This window comes from Nonomuraea marmarensis (assembly GCF_043197025.1).
Lineage (GTDB): Bacteria > Actinomycetota > Actinomycetes > Streptosporangiales > Streptosporangiaceae > Nonomuraea > Nonomuraea marmarensis.
This window is the reverse complement of sequence record NZ_JBICRM010000014.1, coordinates 89,398-105,721: the sequence shown is the minus strand read 5'-3', so window position 1 is coordinate 105,721 and position 16,324 is coordinate 89,398. Positions and strand designations below refer to the sequence as shown.

At 70.2% G+C, this 16,324-nt stretch carries 16 protein-coding genes; 6 read left to right on the top strand and 10 right to left on the bottom strand.

All coding sequences use genetic code 11. The features are described from left to right. Positions 1–10: 10 nt before the first annotated feature. Genes ACFLIM_RS23690 through ACFLIM_RS23680 form a run of 3 tightly spaced genes read right to left on the bottom strand, consistent with a single transcriptional unit; the run spans position 11 to position 3,103 of the window. Positions 11–991: an ABC transporter permease gene (locus ACFLIM_RS23690; RefSeq protein ID WP_393168834.1), complete on the bottom strand. Its 981-nt coding sequence runs from the start codon at positions 989–991 to the stop codon at positions 11–13. Next, positions 978–1,952, bottom strand: a complete 975-nt coding sequence (locus ACFLIM_RS23685; protein WP_393168833.1) for an ABC transporter ATP-binding protein — start codon at positions 1,950–1,952, stop codon at positions 978–980. The genes ACFLIM_RS23690 and ACFLIM_RS23685 overlap by 14 nt, the downstream gene beginning before the upstream one ends. Then, complete coding sequence (locus ACFLIM_RS23680; RefSeq protein WP_393168831.1) at positions 1,949–3,103, bottom strand: LolA family protein; 1,155 nt, start codon at positions 3,101–3,103, stop codon at positions 1,949–1,951. The genes ACFLIM_RS23685 and ACFLIM_RS23680 overlap by 4 nt, the downstream gene beginning before the upstream one ends. 189 nt (positions 3,104–3,292) lie before the next feature. Here ACFLIM_RS23680 and ACFLIM_RS23675 point away from each other — a divergent pair, with 189 nt between their 5' ends. Together ACFLIM_RS23675 and ACFLIM_RS23670 are read left to right on the top strand one after the other, a co-directional pair. Beyond that, positions 3,293–3,967 carry a response regulator transcription factor gene (locus ACFLIM_RS23675; RefSeq protein WP_393168828.1) on the top strand — a complete coding sequence of 225 codons (675 nt, stop codon included), beginning with the start codon at positions 3,293–3,295 and terminating at the stop codon, positions 3,965–3,967. Next, a complete protein-coding gene (locus ACFLIM_RS23670) occupies positions 3,960–5,306 on the top strand; it encodes a sensor histidine kinase (protein ID WP_393168825.1) in 1,347 nt (448 codons plus the stop codon). Before ACFLIM_RS23675 ends, ACFLIM_RS23670 begins: the two co-directional genes overlap by 8 nt. Positions 5,307–5,491: 185 nt before the next feature. Here the strand turns inward: ACFLIM_RS23670 and ACFLIM_RS23665 are convergent, their stop codons facing one another. Then, the gene (locus ACFLIM_RS23665; RefSeq protein ID WP_393168823.1) at positions 5,492–6,361 is read right to left on the bottom strand and encodes a LysR family transcriptional regulator; all 870 of its coding nucleotides are present in this window, start codon (positions 6,359–6,361) and stop codon (positions 5,492–5,494) included. Between the two features lie 490 nt (positions 6,362–6,851). On the opposite strand from ACFLIM_RS23665, the gene ACFLIM_RS23660 reads away from it, so the two are divergent. Both ACFLIM_RS23660 and ACFLIM_RS23655 read left to right on the top strand, forming a co-directional pair. Next, positions 6,852–7,880: a neutral zinc metallopeptidase gene (locus ACFLIM_RS23660; RefSeq protein WP_393168821.1), complete on the top strand. Its 1,029-nt coding sequence runs from the start codon at positions 6,852–6,854 to the stop codon at positions 7,878–7,880. 125 nt (positions 7,881–8,005) lie between these two features. Beyond that, positions 8,006–9,556, top strand: coding sequence for an LCP family protein (locus ACFLIM_RS23655; RefSeq protein ID WP_393168820.1), 1,551 nt, complete (start codon positions 8,006–8,008; stop codon positions 9,554–9,556). A gap of 5 nt (positions 9,557–9,561) precedes the next feature. On the opposite strand, the gene ACFLIM_RS23650 is transcribed toward ACFLIM_RS23655, so the two are convergent. From ACFLIM_RS23650 to ACFLIM_RS23640, 3 genes are read right to left on the bottom strand one after another with little or no spacing between them, the layout of a single operon-like run. After that, entirely contained in the window at positions 9,562–9,909 is a 348-nt protein-coding gene (locus tag ACFLIM_RS23650; RefSeq protein WP_393168819.1) for a cytochrome P450, read from the bottom strand. Next, complete coding sequence (locus tag ACFLIM_RS23645; RefSeq protein WP_393168818.1) at positions 9,861–10,178, bottom strand: hypothetical protein; 318 nt, start codon at positions 10,176–10,178, stop codon at positions 9,861–9,863. The genes ACFLIM_RS23650 and ACFLIM_RS23645 overlap by 49 nt, the downstream gene beginning before the upstream one ends. Before the next feature lie 12 nt (positions 10,179–10,190). Beyond that, complete coding sequence (locus ACFLIM_RS23640; protein WP_393168816.1) at positions 10,191–12,227, bottom strand: spermidine synthase; 2,037 nt, start codon at positions 12,225–12,227, stop codon at positions 10,191–10,193. A gap of 183 nt (positions 12,228–12,410) precedes the next feature. Between ACFLIM_RS23640 and ACFLIM_RS23635 the strand changes: the two genes are divergently transcribed. Then, on the top strand, positions 12,411–13,769 hold the full coding sequence (locus ACFLIM_RS23635) for a S8 family serine peptidase (protein WP_393168814.1): 1,359 nt from the start codon (positions 12,411–12,413) through the stop codon (positions 13,767–13,769). 6 nt (positions 13,770–13,775) lie between these two features. On the opposite strand, the gene ACFLIM_RS23630 is transcribed toward ACFLIM_RS23635, so the two are convergent. Continuing rightward, a complete protein-coding gene (locus ACFLIM_RS23630; protein ID WP_393168812.1) occupies positions 13,776–14,501 on the bottom strand; it encodes an ABC transporter permease in 726 nt (241 codons plus the stop codon). Further along, a complete protein-coding gene (locus ACFLIM_RS23625) occupies positions 14,501–15,241 on the bottom strand; it encodes an ABC transporter ATP-binding protein (RefSeq protein WP_393168810.1) in 741 nt (246 codons plus the stop codon). Before ACFLIM_RS23625 ends, ACFLIM_RS23630 begins: the two co-directional genes overlap by 1 nt. A 66-nt stretch (positions 15,242–15,307) precedes the next feature. Between ACFLIM_RS23625 and ACFLIM_RS23620 the strand changes: the two genes are divergently transcribed. Beyond that, complete coding sequence (locus ACFLIM_RS23620) at positions 15,308–16,024, top strand: TetR/AcrR family transcriptional regulator (RefSeq protein ID WP_393168809.1); 717 nt, start codon at positions 15,308–15,310, stop codon at positions 16,022–16,024. Here the strand turns inward: ACFLIM_RS23620 and ACFLIM_RS23615 are convergent. Continuing rightward, complete coding sequence (locus tag ACFLIM_RS23615; RefSeq protein WP_393168806.1) at positions 15,941–16,261, bottom strand: DUF4190 domain-containing protein; 321 nt, start codon at positions 16,259–16,261, stop codon at positions 15,941–15,943. The genes ACFLIM_RS23620 and ACFLIM_RS23615 overlap by 84 nt on opposite strands. Positions 16,262–16,324 lie beyond the last annotated feature (63 nt).

The window sequence follows — 16,324 nt, the reverse complement described above, 5'->3', positions numbered from 1 at the left end:
CGGACGCGCGTCAGGACGTGATGTCCTTGCCCGAGAAGCGGGCCCAGGCGATCGAGCCGAACAGGGCGATGTACGCCCCGAACGCCAGCAGCCCCTCCCCCAGCGCCCCCGTGTCGATGGGGCTGCGGAGCACCGCGTCGAAGTTCGTGAACCAGGTCGGCAGCAGGTACGGCGTGATCGAGCCGAGTTCCGGGATCGCCCGCAACACCTGGCAGATGATGACCAGGACCATGGTGCCCGCGATGGCCCCGATGGAGACCTCGGTGAACGTCGACAGCGCCAGCGCGATCGCGGCCAGGGCGGCCATGCCCGCACCGACGTACCCGACCGTGATGAGGATGCGCAGCAGGCCGTCCGCGATCGAGATGGTGGTGCCGGACAGGAGCGTCACAGGGCCGGCCGGGAACAGGATCAGGCCCGTCACCAGCGCCGACAGCGCCACCACCACCGTGACCGCGTAGGCGAAGATCGCCGCGTTGAGGTATTTGACGAGGAGGAGCCTCGTGCGGCCCGCCGGGGCGGCCAGGAGGTAGCGGAGCGTTCCGGCCCCGGCCTCGCCCGCCACGGAGTCGCCTGCCACGACGCTGACGGCGACCGGCATCAGCAGGAGCACGAGGAAGGAGAATGAGGCGAACGTCAGCATCAGGCTGTTGCCCGCCACGTCCTGGATGATCCCGCCCATGCCCTCCTCGGAGCTGACGATCCGCAGCGCCACGCCGACGATCACCGGCACGGTGGCGATCACGGCCAGCATCACCAGGTTGCGCGGGCGGCGGAAGGTCAGGCCGAGCTCCGAGCCGAGGAGCCGCCAGAACGCCCAGGTCGCCCTGGTGGGCGGCATGGCGAGGCCACGTGCGGGGGGTTCCGACGGCGGGTGGCGTTCGGTGGTGCGCAACGTCTCCGTCACGGGAACCAGCCCTGGTGTACGACGCGTCTCCGTCGCGACCGTCGAGGTCCCAGCCCCCGGCGTCGAAGTGTCAGCCGTCGACATCGAAGCCCTCCCCTGTAAGTCCCACGAAAACGTCCTCGAGACTCGGCCGCACCACGGCCAGCCCCCGTACCGCCACGCCCTCCCCCACCAGCGCGGCGTTGATCTGCTCCGGCGCGTGCCCGCCCAGCTCCGCCGTGACCTCTAGGCCCCCCGGGCGCACGTCGGTCAGCCCGAGCGTACCGAGGACCCGCGCGGCGTCGGCCACGTCCGGGGTCTCCACCCTGACGCGGGCGACCAGCCCGCCGCTCAGCGAGGCGATCGTGCCCTGCGCCACGAGCTTGCCGGTACGCATGATCGCGGCGTGCGTGCACATCTGCTCGACCTCCGCCAGCAGGTGCGACGAGACGAACACCGTGGTGCCGTCGGCCGCGATCTCCTTGACGAGGGCGCGGACCTCGCGGGTGCCCTGCGGGTCGAGACCGTTCGTCGGCTCGTCCAGGACGAGCAGCTCGCGCGGCCCGAGCAGGGCGGCCGCGATGGCCAGGCGCTGCCGCATGCCGAGCGAGTAGTTGCGGTAGCGCTTGCCGGCCGCGGCCGACAGGCCCACGCGTTCGAGCGCCTCGGCGATCCGCCGCCTGGCGGTCCCGCGCGGGGCGGTCGGGTCGGCGGAGTCGAAGCGCAGCAGGTTGGCCGCGCCCGACAGGTACGGGTAGAAGGCCGGGCCCTCGACCAGCGCCCCCACCCTGGGCAGTGCCTGGGCCAGCGGCAACCCGAGCACCGCGTATTCGCCGGCCGTGGGCGCCACCAGGCCGAGCAACATGCGGATGGTGGTGGTCTTGCCCGAGCCGTTCGGGCCCAGGAAGCCGAACACCGAGCCGCGCGGCACGGCCAGGTCCAGCGCGTCCACGGCGACCTGGCCGCCCCGGAAGCGCTTGGTCAGCCCGTGCGTGACGATCGCGTCCTCCCCGGAGGGCGGGGCCGCCCCGAAGGGCGCCCCCGCTTCCTGCGTGACGGCGGTCACTTGATGCCCGCCGCCTTGGTGATCTCCTCCGGGGTGACCGCGCCGACCAGGAGGCGGCCGTCGTCGGTCAGCAGGGCGGTGACGAGCTTGGTCTTGATCAGCTTGCCGGAGCCCCACGTGCCGCTCACCGGGGTGGCGGACTTGAGCACGCTGTCCACCAGCGCGGTCGGGTCGCCGCCGCCGCCGAGCCCCTCATGCGAGCCGGACGACGTCTCGGCGGGCTTGGCCGCCAGGTCCGCCTGCGAGAACGGCACGACCGCGACGGTCGCCCAGCCGTCCCCGACGACCTTGAGCGTGCCCGCGACGTCCTTGGCCTTCTCGGCGTGCTCCTCCGCGCCCTGGCCGACGTCCGCGCCGATCGTCTTCTCCTCCACCTTCGCGCCCGCGGGCGGGGTGAAGGCGAAGTTCTCGGCCGCCGGCGGCGTGAACGTCACCTGGGTGAACCCGACCTGGAGCGCCGGCTCCGCCGAACCCTTGGCATAGACCTGGACCTGGAGCGGGACGTACGTCTCGCCGTCGAGCGCGATGCGCACCTCCTGCACCAGCGAGCCCTCTTCCTTGGGCGTCAGCACGAGCTGGTAGGCCGGGCGGCCCGCCACCTCGGCCGTGTTGATCACCCGGACCGCTGTGTGCTGGTCGACGTTGGCCAGCAGCTGCTCCGCCAGTTGCTGCGGCGTCAGCTCGGTCGGCCGCGGCGTGGCCAGGTGGTGTTCCTGGCCGGTGCCCGCCTTGATCGTCAGCTTGGTGGCGGTGTTGGTGCTGCTGTCCCAGTACCAGCCCTGGCCGCCGTTCACGATCAGGTTGGTCTCGTTCAACTGGGTCGGCATGGCCACCCGCAGCTTGTCGGCGGCGCCGTACCAGACCTTCACCTCGTGCGAGCCGGACAGCAGGCTGAGCGGCGACTCACCCCCGATCTGCGGCAGCGCCGGCAGGCCGAGCGACGCCGTCTGCTGCACGGTGCCGGACATCGGCGGGATGCCGTCCTTGCTGGTCGCCGCCGCGGCGTCGGCCAGCAGTTGCTGGGCCGTGCGCTCCGGCAGCACGGGCTCGCCGCTCACCGCGGCGATGACGGGGCCGGCGCCGATCGCGGCTCCGATCACGGCCGCCGCCGCGATCGGGACTCCCCACCTCACGAACGTGCCTCTTCGCATGTCACTCCTTAACGGTATGTTGTCGCGGACTCGGCGACGGCTAACGTCGCCGCGGACTCGGCGACGTTAGCGAAATAGAAGCCGATGCTCAGAGCCTGCGTGATGCATGCTGTGGCAGACCTGAGACTGTCTGAGACGGCTCTCAGCCTTCTCAGCGTTGTCTCAGGGCAGGAACAGGAGAATTGCCACATGAGAGTACTGGTCGTCGAGGACGAGCGGCGGATGGCGGCCGCGCTTCAGCGGGGGCTCCAGGCCGAGGGCTTCGCCGTGGACCTCGCCCACGACGGCGAGGAGGGCCTGCACGCGGCCAGGCAAGGCGACTACGACGTCGTGGTGCTCGACATCATGTTGCCCAGGCTGTCGGGCTACAACGTGTGCAAGCAGTTGCGCGCGGAGGAGAACTGGGTGCCGATCCTGATGCTCTCCGCCAAGGACGGCGAATACGACATGGCCGACGGGCTGGACCTGGGGGCCGACGACTATCTGACGAAGCCGTTCTCGTACGTGGTGCTGGTGGCCAGGTTGCGGGCGCTGATGCGGCGCGACGCGGGGCGGCGGCCGTCGGTGCTGGTCGCGGGCGACCTGTCGCTGGATCCGGCGCGGCGCAAGGTGGAGCGGGGCGAGCGGCAGATCGAGCTGACGCCGAGGGAGTTCGCGCTGCTGGAATACCTGCTGCGCAGGCGTGACGAGGTGGTGTCGAAGTCGGAGATCCTGGAGCACGTGTGGGACACCTTCGACACCGACCCGAACGTGGTCGAGGTGTACGTCGGCTACCTGCGGCGCAAGATCGACGCCCCGTTCGGCAGGAACGCGCTACAGACCGTGCGCGGCGCGGGCTACCGGCTGGCGGGCGACGGTGGCTGAGTCCCCGCTGCTCTGGTGGCGGCGGCAGGGGCTGAGGTTCCGGCTCACGGTGGCCGCCGCCGCGGGGCTCGCGCTGGCGCTCGCGCTGTCGGCGTCGGTGCTGCTCAGCGTGCTGGACCAGGCTCTGATCGACACGGTGGACGAGTCCACCAGGCAGCAGGCGCAGGCCGTCCGGGTGGCCGCCGACGCCGGTACGCTGACCAGCCCGATCACCACGCACGACGGCACGATCGTGCAGGTCATCGACGCTCAGGGGCGGATCACGCACGTCACGTACGGCACCGACCGGCTGGTGCCGCTGCTGGACGCCCGGGCCAGGGCGAAGGTGCTGGGCCACGGGCAGGCCACAATGCTGGACGGGCGGCCGTACGCGATCCCCGGGTTCCTGCGGGTGATCGTGCTCAGCGCGGACCACGGGCAGACCGTGGTCGCGGCCAGGCCCATCGGCGAGATCCAGACCAGCCTCGCGACGGCCGGCCGGGTCCTGCTGGTCGGGACGCCCGCGCTGATCGTGCTGCTCGCGGTGGCGAGCTGGCTGATGATCGGCCGTACGCTGCGCCCGATCACCGCGCTGCGCAAGGGCGCGGCGGACATCACGCACACGGCCAGGTCGCGCCGGCTGCCGGTGCCGCAGTCGCGTGACGAGGTGCACTCGCTGGCCACCACCCTCAACGGCATGCTGGCCCGGCTGGAGGAGGCCGAGCAGCGCCAGCGGGCGCTGGTCTCCGACGCCGCGCACGAGCTGCGCAGCCCCCTCGCCAGCATCAGGCTGCAGCTGGAGGTGGCGCTCGGGCATCCCAAGGGGCAGCACTGGCAGGAGACCGCGGAGGGCGTGCTCGAGGACACGATGCGGCTGTCGCGGCTGGCCGAGGACCTGCTCGCGCTGGCCAGGCTGGACGAGCGCGGCGGCGTGCCCGCCCGGCGCGAGCCGGTCGACCTCGACGAGGTGGTGCGCCAGACCGTCGAAAGGTACGGCGAGGCCCGCCTGACCGTCTGCGACCCGGTCGTGATCCGCGGCGACGCCCTCGACCTGAGCCGGGTCCTGACGAACCTGGTCGACAACGCGGTACGTCACACCTCCTCCAAGGTCGAGGTGGCGCTGACCGCCGACGGCGTCCTGACGGTCACCGACGACGGCCCCGGCATTCCCGAGCAGGACCGCGAGCGCGTGTTCAACCGGTTCACCAGGCTCGACTCCGGCCGCAGCCGCGATGAGGGCGGCGCCGGGCTGGGGCTGGCCATCGTGCGCGAGACCGTGCGCGCACACGGCGGCACGGTCGCGCTGGAGGACGCCGCACCTGGGTTGCGGGCGGTGGTGAGGCTGCCGGTATCCCGTTAGGGACTGGGTGTTCGCGCCGACGGGAGCGGCGGGGGCGCCTGTGGCGTGTCCGGCAAGAGCACGCAGGCGAGGTGCTGAGAATCAGCGGCCCTGAGGGGCACGGCGTCGTCGCCGGGCCCCCTGGGCTCGGTCGTTTCCGGGCCCTTTGTGCGGTAGTGGATGGACATGGAGCGTTCCGAGAGAGGTTAAGCGGCGGTGCCCTTCTCGGCGGTGGCCAGGAAGTCCTGGGCTATGAGTGGCAGGCGGCGGCGGGCGTGCACGACGGCTATGACCCGGCGCACGGCGGGTTCGAGCGAGCGCACCACCAAACCGGCGCGACCGGCCTGTTCGGCCATGCCGCGGTACCACAGCAGTGACGCCTGGCCCGCGCGTACCGCGTTGAGCCAGCCGTTGCGCTCGTCGGTCTCCAGTACGACGACGGGGGTGACCGCGTACTTGCCGAACATCGCGTCGAGTTCCCTGCGCCGCATGCTGCCACGAGCCGGCAGCGCCAGGCGCATGCCGTGCAGCTTGCCCATCGGCACGGGACTGGGCAGGTCGAGCCCGGGCGGGGAGATCAGCACGATCTCCTGGCGCTCGAGCGGGTGGGTAATGAGGTCGGTGGGCACGGGCAGATCGGTCAGCCCGAGATCGGCTCGCTGATCCCGGATCGCGCTGACGACGCCGTCTCTGCCGTCGCAGCGCACGATGTGCACGCGTACCCCCGGGTGCTCGGCCGCGTAGGCGGGTAGCAACCGCCCCGCGAGGCCGGGTTCGAGGCTGGGCGTGGAGGCGATGCGGAGCTCCGCCTCGCTGATGCCGCCATGGTTGGCCAGGCCCTCGATCTCGTGAACCGCGTCGAGTGCCTCCCTCGCCAGCTTGACCACCCGGCGGCCCTGCGCGGTGACGACCACGCCTCGGCCTGAACGAGCGAAGAGCGTCATGCCTAGCTCTCGCTCCAGATCGCGGATCGCGCGGGAAAGCGCAGGCTGCGCGATGTAGAGCGACCTGGCCGCGTCAGTCATGGTGCGGTGCTCCGCAGTCGCGACCACATAGCGGAGCTGCTGGAGATTCATGCCAAGAAAGCTAGGACACCGCCCGCCACCCGCACCGGGAGATAGCGGAGATCACCTCGAATGATTTCGGACTGTAACCGAGCACTGCTACATCCGTGACGGGTGATAAATCAGTATGCTTTTGCCCCAAATTTGGCAAGGGTCCGACAAGTCCAGACGCAAACCCATCCATAACCGACAACCGGGTGCACGGGGAGACACGGTGACAGGGAACGGGCAGTATCCACCCCCGCCACAAGGGCCAGGGCAGCCACAACGACCACCCTCGTTGCCCTGGCCGCCGCCTGGCTATCGTCAGCCGCAGCCTCAGGGCGGGGGCGGTCAGGGGAATCCGTACCCGCCGCAGCCGCCGCCCGGTTACCCGCAGCAGGGGCCTCCCCCGCAGGGGCGGCCGTACCCCCAGGGCGGGCCTCCGCCGCCGCCCCAGTATCCGCCGCCGCCCTACGGGCAGTACCGCCAGCCGCCGCCCCCTCCCCCTCCGCCGCCTCCCATGCCGGCGCGGCAGTGGCCGCAGCCGCCGCAGCGCAGGAAGCCGGGGATGGGCGTCATCGGGGTGCTCGGCGCCGTGCTGGGGTCGGTGGCGGCGTTGTTCGTGCTGATCGTCATCGGGGCCGTGATGTTCAAGAGCGCGTCGAGGTCGGAGACGACCACGCCGGTCGCGATCCCGACGTACGAGCCGTCGGAGCGGGCCACCGACGACGCCGAGCCCTCCCCCACGAGGACGCGGACGCAGGAGCCCACCCAGGAGCCCGAGACGAACGTCACCCCGCCCGCCAAGGTCACGCTCAACACGAGCCTGAAGAACAACACCATGTACCGGGCGGGCACGCTGCCCAGGCTCAACTGCCGGGCGGGCAACGCCAACATCTTCAACCACAGCCAGCTCAAGGCGCTGATCCTTAAGACGGGCAGGTGCATGGACCAGGCGTGGAAGCCGGTCCTGGAGAAGCAGGGCATCGAGTTCAGCGCGCCCAACTACGCCATCGCGGCCAAGCGCGGCAGGGGCGCGTGCGGGGACTACCCGTCGGCGGGGAGCATGGTGCCGTACTACTGCCCGCGCAACAACACGATCTACGCCTCCACCTCGGCCATGGCCAGGGGCAATGGCAACGCCCGCGGCTACGGCCAGATCATCTCCTGGCACGGCGGGATCATCAGCATGATGGCCCACGAGTACGGTCACCATGTCCAGAACATCACGGGCCTGATGGACTCGTGGTGGCGCTCCACCCTGGACTCCTCCAGCCAGAGCGGCAAGCTGGCGCTCAGCAGGCGACTGGAGTTGCAGGCCACCTGCTTCGGCGCCATGTGGATGCGGTCGGTGGCGGGGTCGTACCCGGTGAGCATGTCGAACAGGAGCCGCCTGTACTGGTTCTACGGCCAGGTGGGCGACTATCCGGGCTATCCACGCGACCACGGCAGGCCCGCGAACAACAACCTGTGGTTCAGGCAGGGCTGGGAGAAGAACAAGGCGTTCCAGTGCAATACGTGGCAGGCACCGGCCTCAACGACCTCCTGATGTCAACGTGGCGTTCATCTCAGCTTGGGCACATGTCTCTGATGTCCGTATATGGGGACTAGAATCCTGGCAATCTTGTGCCCATTGGTGGGCAAGCGACGGTTTTGCCAGGTGAAGGAGCCGGTGTGAGCAATCGGGATGGTGTCGACACCGTGCCGGGAGGCAGGAAACGGCGTCCCCCGCGCCGCCCGCGTACGGCGTCCCGCCGGCCCTCCGGCTCCGCCACGCCGCGGTTCGCCAAGCCGCTGACGACCGCCTCCCTGCTCGGGTGGACCGCTCTGTCCGCCATCGTGCCCGGCGCCGCCCACCTGCGCGCCGGGCACCGCCGTACCGGGCTGGTGCTGGTCAGCGTGTACGCGGTGCTGCTGCTCGCGGGCCTGGCCTACGGACTGACCCGCAACCTGCAGAACCTCACCTCGTTCGCCGACGACGGCATGATGATCACGGTGATCGTCGTCGCCTCGGTCGGCGCGCTGGCCTGGTTCGCCCTGCTGGTGACGTCCTATGTCGCGCTCGGCCCCAACAAGCTCAACCAGCAGGGCCAGGTGGTGACCGGCATCGTGGTCGGCGTGTTGTGCGTGGCGGTGATGTCGCCGTTCGCGCTCACGGCCAACGCCGTCCTGCAGGTGCGGGACACGATCACGCAGCTCTTCCCCTCCGAGACCGACCCCGACGTCCCGCCCGTGGCAAAGGGCGCGGACCCGTGGGCCGGCAAGGACCGGGTGAACTTCCTGCTGATCGGCGGCGACGCGGCGGGCAACCGCACCGGCGTGCGGACCGACAGCATGAACGTGGCCAGCGTGGACCTCAAGACGGGCGCCACGGTCCTGTTCAGCCTGCCGCGCAACCTGCAGCACGTACGCTTCCCGCCGTCCTCGCCGCTGCACAAGCAGTTCCCGAACGGCTACATGGCCGAGCTGCCCAACGGCGGCCTGCTCAACGAGGTCTGGCAGTACGCCAACGACAACCCGCAGCTCATGGGCGGCAAGAACAAGGGCCCCCGGGCGCTGATGGACGCCATCGGCTACACGCTGAACCTCAAGATCGACTACTACATGCTGATGAACATGTACGGCTTCGCGGACCTCGTAGACGCGATCGGCGGCCTCAAGATCCGGGTCGAGCAGGACGTGAAGTGGGGCGGCCACTTCGGCACGGCGGGCACCATCAAGGCGGGCTACCGGAAGCTGTCGGGCGAGCAGGCCCTCTGGTACGGCCGCTCCCGCGTCAACAGCGACGACTTCTCCCGCATGGCCCGCCAGCGCTGCGTCATCGGCGCCTTCGCCCAGCAGGCCACGCCCACAGTGATCCTGACCAACTTCACCAAGATCGCCGGTGCGGCCAAGCGGCTGGCCCAGACGAACATCCCGCGGCACCTCGTACAGCCGCTGGTGGAGCTGGCCGTCAAGGTCAAGGACGCCAAGATCACCAGCCTGCAGTTCGTGCCGCCGGAGTTCTACTCGGGCCGCCCGGACTGGGCCAAGATCCGCCAGGCCACGCGGAAGGCGATCAGTGACTCGACCCGCCCGTCCCGGGCCCAGACGGCCAACGTGAGCGCCTCGCCGGGCGTCACCGCCACCCCGACGCGGACGCGGCCCGCGACGCCCACGCAGACGCCGACCAGGAACACCCAGAAGGGCGGCACCAAGTCCATCGACGAGCTCTGCGGCCTCTAGCGATTTCAGCGGAGGGCGGTGTCGAACGTCACGGGGAGGGCCTTCGGGCCCCGGACCGTCAGGCTGGACCGCCAGCCCAACCGGTCGGGCGGCACGGCCAGCGCGAGCCCGGGCAGGCGGACGATCTCGCTCAGGGCGGCCCGGCCAACGATGCGGGCGAGCATGGCGCCGAGACAGTAGTGCGGCCCGTGCCCGAAGCTCAGGTGGGTGTTGTCCTCCCGGATGAGGTCGGGCCGGTCCGGCTCGGTGAACCGTTCGGGATCCCGGTTGGCCGCGCCCAGCGCCGCCGCCGCGATCGCGCTGATCACATCGTCACCTGGCGCCCGCCGCTTGGCCTCGACCAGCTCGCCCACGTAGGCGCCCAGGCACCGCAGCGCCTCGGGCCTGGCGTCGCTCGCCCGCGCCCCGCCTCCTGCCAGTCGGCCGGCGCGTTGCGCGGATCCTTGCTGAGCCTGGGATCGGCGAGCGCGGCCCGCGCGTCGTCGTAGCGGGTCACGAGCCAGCCGTACAGCCCGTTGGCCAGGCTCACGCGATGGGGCGCACGCACCTCCCGCAACCGGGCGTAGGCGGGGTAGGGATCGGCGAGCAGCCCTTCGTGTCCTGGCAACATCTTCTCGAGCATCCAGCCCCCCGGTCACACGGCCGCGGTCTTCCTCGGCAACAGCACCAGCGCGCCCAGGTAGAGCAGGGCGGCCACGATGAGCAGGCCCTTGTAGCCGATCACCAGGGCCGCGTATTCGAGGCAGCCGCCCACCATGGCGCCCAGCAGGTTCGCGCCGAAGGACGTGGTCGCGTCGGCCGTGTCGGCGAAGCGTTTGGCGAAGACCACGTTCGCGGCGAAGATCGGCAGGAACGCCACCGTCACGGCCGCCACCGCGCGCAACGGCAGCGGGAGCGACAACAACCACTCGTTCGGCACCAGCCAGGCCAGCAGGAGGCCCGCCAGCAGCACCCCGTACATGACGGGCAGGGGCGGCACGCGGAAGCGGCGGGTCACCTCGACGGCGGCGAGCACCGCGACCAGGACGCCGGCGAAGACGATCGCGTTGACCACCCACGTGGTGCCGAACAGCAGCGCGAATCCCGTCACGCTCTTCGTCTCCAGCAGCATGAACCCCACACCCAGCAGGAACAGGTCCGCGTACGGGCGCATCCGCGCGTACGGTCCGGCGACGACGCGGACGGCGAGGAGGCTGACGATGAGGATCAGGCCGAGCGTGATGATGTAGATCGGCGGGATCGTCGCGTCCTTGAGGTAGAGGAACGGCCGGTCGTCGTTGGCGGGTTGCGGCGTGCCGGGTGCGGCGCCCGGCCATTCGCTCTCGCAACGCTGCGCGGCGGCGGTCAGGCCCGCGGTGATCACGGCCTGCTGGCCCGCGGTGCTGACCACGTCGACGCACGGCTTGTGCCCGAAGGCGCTCTGCATGGTCGAGGCCAGCCGGTCTACGAGCCAGCTCTCGCGGTAGTAGTTGTACATCGAGAACGTGCCGTCCGGCTTGAGGTGGGCGCGGGCGGCCTGCATGGCCTGCTCGGTGAACAGGTAGCTCTCCAGGCGCAGCGAGCTGGCTCCGGAGACGAGGGTGAGCGAGTCGGGCAGGGCGAAGAGGATGAGGTCGTACTTGTGGCCGGATTGTTCCAGGAAGGCGCGGCCGTCGGTGATGTGGGTGGTGACGCGCGGGTCGTCGTAGGGCTTGTCGGGGTGCACCGAGCCGCCGAGCTCGCGCAGCTTGGGGTCGATCTCCACGGCGTCGACGTGGTTGGCGCCCTTGGACAACGCGATCGCCACGTCGGTGCCGCTGCCCGCGCCGACGATGAGCACGTCCTTGGGGGGTTTGGTGGTCCGCTCGTACGGCAGGCCGTACTGGCGCTCCCACTGGAGCCTGGCGGCGGCGGGCACCGCCTGCTGGTGCGGGATGCCGTTGACCGCGATGTCGGTGACGACGATGCCGAGCTGCTGGAGCTGCCGGAAGGTGACCTTGTAGTACGGCGACCAGATCGCCCCCGCCGTCAGGGTCTCGGTGAGGAGCAGGCTCACCACCCCGAGCGAGGGCACGATCACCAGGCCGATGTACAAGGACTTCGGCCTGGGCATCAGCAGCAGGCCGTAGCAGATGGCCGCGATCAGGCCCCAGAACACCGGCGGCGCGCTCAGGAACGACAACGCCGTGAACGCCGCGATCCCGCTGAGGCTGCCGATCAGGTCGTACCGGTACGCCTCCAGCCGCGGCAGCTCGGGAAAGCAGCGCCCGACGAGCTCGGCGGGCCCCATGAGCACCACCGCCGCGGCGCAGAAGATCACCGGCAGGATCAGCCACGCGGGCGGGCCGCTGGTGGACAGGCTCGTCCAGTACAGGACGCCCTCGGTGTTCCGGTCGACGGTCACCGGGAAGGTCAGCACGACGACGACCAGGACGGCCAGCACAACCGGTGAGTAGTACGGCTGCCGCCGCGACCGCCCCACGCGCAGGAACCCCAGCCCGATGCCCAGGAACGAACCGAGCAACACGAAGTTCGTGAAGTAGCTGAGGTGGACGATGTTCGACCCGGTCCACCTGATCAGCGCCAGCTCGAGGAAGAGCATGAAGGCGCTGGCGAGGATGAGCCTTGGTCGCACCGCCAGCCAGTGATCTCTTTCCCCGCCAGTGACCGGCTTCTGCGCCTGGAGCGTCATGATGTCTCACCGTAGTGAACAGACCGAAAACAAGGAAGTACGACAGGCCAGAACAAATGTCGTCCGCTTCGCCGGGAATGAGGTGTTCTTGCAGGTCAAAAGCCCTGCGATGGGCTGGACGAACATCGATTGTTGCAGGAATGTTGGGAGGTTCGTTCCCTCCAAAACGTTCGGTGGTGACTCATGCGGGTCCTGATCCAGCTCCGTCCCTCCCCCGATCTGGTCGCGGCCGTGGCCGACCCCGGCCAGACCGCCACCACGGCCGACGTCGCCGACGGCCTGCCCGGCGTCGAGCTCGACTCGGAGTTCGTTCCCGTGGCCGTGCCGCGGCCCGTTCCGCCGGCGGACGGCGATCCTCTCTCGCTCAACCAGCCGCTCGACTTCTCGCTGGCCGCCGAGGACGCCTCCGTGCTGGTGCGCGGCACGATCTCGGACGACGAGCTGGCCTCCAGGGTGACGCTGCTGCCCGCGCTCAGACCCGACGTGGTCGGGATCTTCGCCGACCCGGTCATCGGGTCGGCGCCGACGTGCGGCGGCGATCCGCCGGCCGGCGACTGGCACGACGTGGAACGCCTGCTGAACGTGCCGGGGCTGCACGCGGAGGGGCTCGACGGCACCTTGGTGGCGCTGGCCGTGCTCGATACCGGCATCAACGCGGCCCACACGGCCAAGCAGCTCGGCAGGGGCGTCACGCTGGACGCCGAGCGGTGCTGGAGCCCGTCGGGCGTCACGGCCAAGCCGGGCGAGTTCGAGGTCGACCACGGGACGATGTGCGCGTTCGACACGCTCATCGCCGCTCCCCAGGCGACGCTGATCGACATCCCGGTGCTGCTGTCCACCCGGCCGGGGGGCTCGGCGATGGACGGGCTCCTGTCGGACGCGGTGTCGGCGTTCGCGCACCTGCGCAACGTGCTCGACGCCCAGCCCGCCGGCTCCAGGGCGCTGGTGGTGAGCAACTCCTGGGGGTCGTTCTCCCCCGAATGGGACTTCCCGGTCGGGCATCCGGGCAACTACTCCGACAACGCGGCCCACCCGTTCAACCTGATGGTGGCCGGGCTGGACAAGGCGGGCGCGGACGTGCTGTTCGCGGCGGGCAACTGCGGGAACGAGTGCCCGGACGGCCGCTGCGCCTACCCCAACCGGCCCATCGTGGGGGCGAACTCCCACCCGAAGGCCCTGTCGATCGGCGGCATCGACGTCAACGGCGCGCGGGTGGGCTACTCCTCGCAAGGGCCCGGGCGGCTGACCGCGCGCAAGCCCGACATCTGCGCGTACACGCATTTCTCCGGGTCGAAGGCGTTCGGTGACGGCGAGCCGGACTCGGGCACCTCCGCGGCGACGCCGGTGGCCGCCGGGCTCGTGGCCGCGATCCGCACCCGGTGGCCGTCGACCCGGCTGTCGCCGGCCCAGTTGCGGGCGCTGCTGCGGCGTACCGCGGAGGATCGCAGCGAGGTGGGGTTCGACTACGACTACGGGTACGGGACCGTGGACCCGGCCGGGATCATCGCCGCGCTCCAGCGGCGGGCCAAGAGCGCGGCCTGATCTCGCCTAGGCGTTCTCCCGGTTGAACACCCTGGTCCCGATCGTGAGGCTGACCACGGCGAAGACCGCGGTCACCGCCACGCCGGCACCCACGGTGCCCGTCACGTAGTGCCCGTTGAACAGGTCGCGCAGCGCCTCCAGCACGTACCTGAACGGGCTGATGTGCGAGATGGCGTCGAGCCAGCCCGGCGCCATCGACATCGGCAGGAACGAGCCCGACAGCAGCACCAGCGGGATCACCGCCGTGGACATCACCGGCGCGAACAACTGCTCGTTGATGGTCAGCGCGATGGCGTACGACAGCGCGGCCAGGCTCATCCCCAGCACGACGACCAGCACGAACCCGGCCAGCACCCCGAGCGCGGGAGCCCGCAGCCCGAAGGCGAAGGCGACCGCGAGCAGCAGCAGCGTCTGGATCACCAGCGTGACCGCGTTGTTGAGCACGCGCCCGAGCAGCAGCGCCAGCCGGCTGGCCGGGGTGACGCGCATGCGCTCCAGCACGCCGCTGCGCTTCTCGAAGACCACGCCGAACCCGGCCAGCCCCATGCTCACCAGGCCCAGCTGGATGATCAGGCCGGGGACGAGCGTCTCCCAGGTGCCGAACGTGGTGAAGATGGGCCCGAACAGCACCAGGAAGACCAGCGGCTGGATCGCGCCGAAGATGATGCCGACCTTCTGCTGCAGCGTGACGCGCACGCCGTGGCGGAAGAGCACCCAGGTGTCGCGCACCATCAGACGCCCGCCTCCTCGCGCAGCGACCTGCCGGTGATGTCGAGGAACACGTCGTCGAGCGTGCGCCCGCCGCTCTTGAGCTCGGCCGGAGTGCCCGCGGCGACGATGCGGCCGTGGTCGATGATCAGCAGCCGGTCGCAGAGCGCGTCGGCCTCGTCCAGGTAGTGGGTGGTGAGGAAGACCGTCATCCCCTTCTCCGCGCGCAGCGAGCGGATGTGGCCCCACAGGTTGGCCCGGCTCTGCGGGTCGAGGCCGGTCGTCGGCTCGTCGAGGAAGAGCAGGACCGGGTCGTGCAGCAGGGCGAACGCGATGTCGAAGCGGCGGCGCTGACCGCCCGAGAGCGCGGCGGCGGGCTTCGGCTCGAGCCCGGTGAGGCCCAGCCTGGCCAGGACCTCGCTCGTCTTGGTCGCGGTCTCCTGGCGGCTCAGGCCGTACAGCAGGCCCTGGAGCTCTAGCTCCCCCTTCATCGGGGTCACCGGGGGGATCCCGCTGCCCTGGGCGACGTAGCCGATGCGCCTGCGCACCTCCTTCGAGTCGCCGAGCAGGTCGTGGCCCGCCACGGTGGCGGTGCCGGACGTGGGGCGCAGCAGCGTGGTCAGCATGCGCATGGTCGTGGTCTTACCTGCCCCGTTCGGGCCGAGGAAGCCGACGATCTCGCCGGGCTCCACCGATATGTCCACGCCCTTGACGGCTTCCACGCCGCCATCGAAGGTCTTGCTCAGACCCGATGTCCTGATCATTTCATCGCCTCCAAAATTAGGGTAGCTCCAATTTTGGTGTCACTGCAACTTCGATATCATGCAGGCATGGAAGAGGGGCTGCGGGAGCGGAAGAAGCGCGAGACCAGGCAGCGCATCGCGGACATCGCGATGGGGCTGTTCATGACCAAGGGGTTCGACAACGTGACCGTGGCCGAGGTCGCGCGGACCGCCGACGTGTCGGTCAACACGGTGTTCAACTACTTCAGCACCAAGGAGGACCTGTTCGCCGACCGCCAGGACGTGGCCGTGGACCTGCCGCAGCGGGTGCTGCGCGAGCGGGAACCGGGAGAGAGCGTGGTGCGCGCGTTCAGGCGCGACTACCTCGACGCGATCGACACGCGCGACTGGCGCCACGGCCTCAACCTGGGCAGCGACGTGTTCGCCAGGGTCGTGGAGGCCAGCCCCGCGCTGGTCGCCCGGCTACGCGAGATCGGTGTCAAGCGGGAGCTGGGGTTGTCGCGGATGCTGGCCGACGAGCTCGGGAGCGACCCCGACGACCTCGTCCCGCAGATGGCGGCGGCGCACCTCCTCAACACGACGCGCATCCTGACCGGCCACGCGGTGGCCATGATGCTGGCGGGCGAGCCGTGGGAGGCGATCGCCCCGGCGCTCAGGACGCAGGCGGAGAAGGCGTTCGACCTGCTGGAGTCGGGCCTCGGCGACTACGGCACGCGGCCGCTAGTAGCTGCTGGTGCTGGAGAAGCCGCCGGAGATCAGGGCGATCCCGAACGCGAGGACCAGGAAGCCGACGGTGAGGATTAGCAGCACGCTGCTGATGATGCCGCAGATGCGCCCGGCCTGGACGGAGCCGCGGTTGTCGTAGTAGTAGCCGCTCTCGTCGATCTCGCGCAGTGCCCTGGTGCCCATCGACCAGGCGAAGGGGCCGATGAAGGTGCAGACCACCAGGCTCAGGATGCCCAGCACGAGGATGGTCGTGCCGTTGGGGTGGGTCTGCGGCCCGGGGCCATAAGGGGAAGGACCGTAATTCGGATAAGACATGGCCCCTGTGTCCCCTCGACGTATGGCGATCAGGTGGTTTTATACCACAGTCTCCCTCTTGAT

Bases quoted from the DNA above. Each gene is read 5' to 3' on its own strand.
- ACFLIM_RS23690 (WP_393168834.1), bottom strand. From the start codon at position 991: ATGTCGACGGCTGACACTTCGACGCCGGGGGCTGGGACCTCGACGGTC.
- ACFLIM_RS23680 (WP_393168831.1), bottom strand. From the start codon at position 3,103: ATGCGAAGAGGCACGTTCGTGAGGTGGGGAGTCCCGATCGCGGCGGCG.
- ACFLIM_RS23675 (WP_393168828.1), top strand. From the start codon at position 3,293: ATGAGAGTACTGGTCGTCGAGGACGAGCGGCGGATGGCGGCCGCGCTT.
- ACFLIM_RS23665 (WP_393168823.1), bottom strand. From the start codon at position 6,361: ATGAATCTCCAGCAGCTCCGCTATGTGGTCGCGACTGCGGAGCACCGC.
- ACFLIM_RS23660 (WP_393168821.1), top strand. From the start codon at position 6,852: ATGCCGGCGCGGCAGTGGCCGCAGCCGCCGCAGCGCAGGAAGCCGGGG.
- ACFLIM_RS23645 (WP_393168818.1), bottom strand. From the start codon at position 10,178: ATGCTCGAGAAGATGTTGCCAGGACACGAAGGGCTGCTCGCCGATCCC.
- ACFLIM_RS23640 (WP_393168816.1), bottom strand. From the start codon at position 12,227: ATGACGCTCCAGGCGCAGAAGCCGGTCACTGGCGGGGAAAGAGATCAC.
- ACFLIM_RS23635 (WP_393168814.1), top strand. From the start codon at position 12,411: ATGCGGGTCCTGATCCAGCTCCGTCCCTCCCCCGATCTGGTCGCGGCC.
- ACFLIM_RS23630 (WP_393168812.1), bottom strand. From the start codon at position 14,501: ATGGTGCGCGACACCTGGGTGCTCTTCCGCCACGGCGTGCGCGTCACG.
- ACFLIM_RS23625 (WP_393168810.1), bottom strand. From the start codon at position 15,241: ATGATCAGGACATCGGGTCTGAGCAAGACCTTCGATGGCGGCGTGGAA.
- ACFLIM_RS23620 (WP_393168809.1), top strand. From the start codon at position 15,308: ATGGAAGAGGGGCTGCGGGAGCGGAAGAAGCGCGAGACCAGGCAGCGC.
- ACFLIM_RS23615 (WP_393168806.1), bottom strand. From the start codon at position 16,261: ATGTCTTATCCGAATTACGGTCCTTCCCCTTATGGCCCCGGGCCGCAG.